The organism is Paraburkholderia sp. Ac-20347 (assembly GCF_017104805.1).
GTDB classification, from domain to species: domain Bacteria; phylum Pseudomonadota; class Gammaproteobacteria; order Burkholderiales; family Burkholderiaceae; genus Paraburkholderia; species Paraburkholderia tropica.
In genome coordinates this window covers 1-1,978 of record NZ_JAAGPN010000533.1, presented here as the reverse complement: position 1 = coordinate 1,978, position 1,978 = coordinate 1, and the positions used below count along the sequence as shown (strand labels likewise).

At 66.6% G+C, this 1,978-nt stretch carries 1 protein-coding gene; it reads right to left on the bottom strand.

Going from position 1 to position 1,978, the window contains the following annotated elements; translation table 11 throughout:
- The coding region (locus G3N97_RS38405) for a methyl-accepting chemotaxis protein (protein WP_205997942.1) at positions 1-1,676 on the bottom strand (1,676 nt) is incomplete at its 3' end.
- Positions 1,677-1,978: the final 302 nt, after the last annotated feature.

Here is a 1,978-nt window from a genome sequence, read left to right as displayed (position 1 = left end):
GCCGGAGCCGACGCGCGCGGCGCGGCCTTCGCAGCCGGCTTCGCCGCAGCCTGCAGCGCCGGACGCGCGACCGGCTTCGACATCACCTTCGTGCTCGTCGAACCGAACGAACCCATCGACGGCGCCGACATGCCGCTATCGTCGAGCGAGAACACGGCCACGGCCGCACGCAGACGGCTCGCCTGGTCTTCGAGCGATTGCGCCGCCGCCGCCGCTTCCTCGACGAGCGCCGCGTTCTGCTGCGTCACCTCGTCCATTTGCGTGACCGCGCGCGCGACCTGGTCGATGCCGCTCGACTGCTCCTGCGACGCCGCCGCGATCTCGCCCATGATGTCCGTCACGCGCTGCACCGCGCCGATGATTTCGGTCATCGTGCGGCCCGCTTCGTCGACGAGCGCCGAGCCCGCCTGCACGCGCTCGACCGACGTGTCGATCAGCGCCTTGATTTCCTTCGCCGCCGCCGACGAACGCTGCGCGAGGCTGCGCACCTCGCCCGCGACCACGGCGAAGCCGCGGCCTTCCTCGCCCGCGCGCGCCGCTTCCACGGCCGCGTTGAGCGCCAGAATGTTGGTCTGGAACGCGATGCCTTCGATGATCGTGATGATGTCCGAGATCTTCGCCGAGCTTTGATTGATGTCGCCCATCGTGCCCACGACCTGGCTCACGACCGAACTGCCCTTGTTGGCGATTTCCGAGGCGTTCGCGGCCAGCGCGCTCGCCTGGCGGGCATTGTCGGCGTTCTGCTTCACCGTGCCGGTCAGTTGCTCCATGCTCGACGCGGTTTCCTGCAGCGCCGACGCCTGCTCTTCCGTGCGCGACGAGAGGTCGATGTTGCCTGCCGCGATCTGGCGCGTGGCCGTGGCGATCGATTCCGTGCCGGCGCGCACCGAGCGCACCGTGTCCGTCAGGCTGCGCTGCATCTGCGCGACGCCGCCGAGCAGTTCGCCCATTTCGTCACGCGAGCGCACCACGACCGGACGGCGCAGATCGCCCGCCGCGATCGCCGAGAACGCGCCCAGCGCCTCGCCGAGCGGCTCGGAAATCGCGCGGCGCAGCGAGAGGAACGAGAACACCGACGCGCCGATACCGACCAGCAGCGCAACGATGGCCGCGATACGCAGCTCGCTGAACGCCGTCTGCGCGTCGTCGAAACCTTGCTGCGCTTGCTGGATCTGGATCTTGTCGAGCGCCGAATCGGCCTTCGAGAGCTGATCGTAGGCCGCCTGCAGCGCCTTGGCGCCTTCGAGCACCTTGGCCTGATCGCCCGCAGCGACGGTGGCTGCGAAGCTGTCGGCGATCTGATGCAGCGCGTCGCGGCGCGCGACCACGTCCTGCGCGAGACGGTCTTCGTCCTGGCCGCGCGGCAGGTTCATGTATTTCTTCCAGAAGTCGTCCGAGATGCCGCGCATGGCGCGCGCGCGTTCGATCGTCGTGGCGGCGTCAGGCGTGCCGATCTGGAACGCCGCGCGGTCGAGCGCGAGACGCTCGCGCGCCGCGTAGATTTCGGACATGTTCACCGCGCGGCTGCTCGGCATCTGGTTGCTATAGGTGTTGCGGTACGCGTCGTTCGAACGCGAGAGACCGAGCATCCCCACCGCGCTGATCGCGACGATGAGTGCTGCGAGAAAACCCATCGTGATGCCGATGCGTGCCTTGATGCTGATGCCCTTGTTCATGGCTCTCCTTGCCTGCTGCCGTGAGGCGGGTGATCCGCCCCGAAATTTGAATAACTGCACTAATTTCGTTTACGGCAAACGTTTGAAGAGCTTGAAATAGTTATATGGTATGAAGATTAGGCGAAAACGCCCGACCTAAAAATTACAAAATCGGGTCCACAAGAAGTCGGGCGTAAGGCGCGCGTTCAACGCGCGAGATCGACTTGCGCGAGCGTGGGAATCGAGGGCTGCGCGCCGGCCCGCGTGACGGAAAGCGAGGCGGCGCGCAAGGCGAACTGGATCGCGGGTTCGGCGCCGATGCA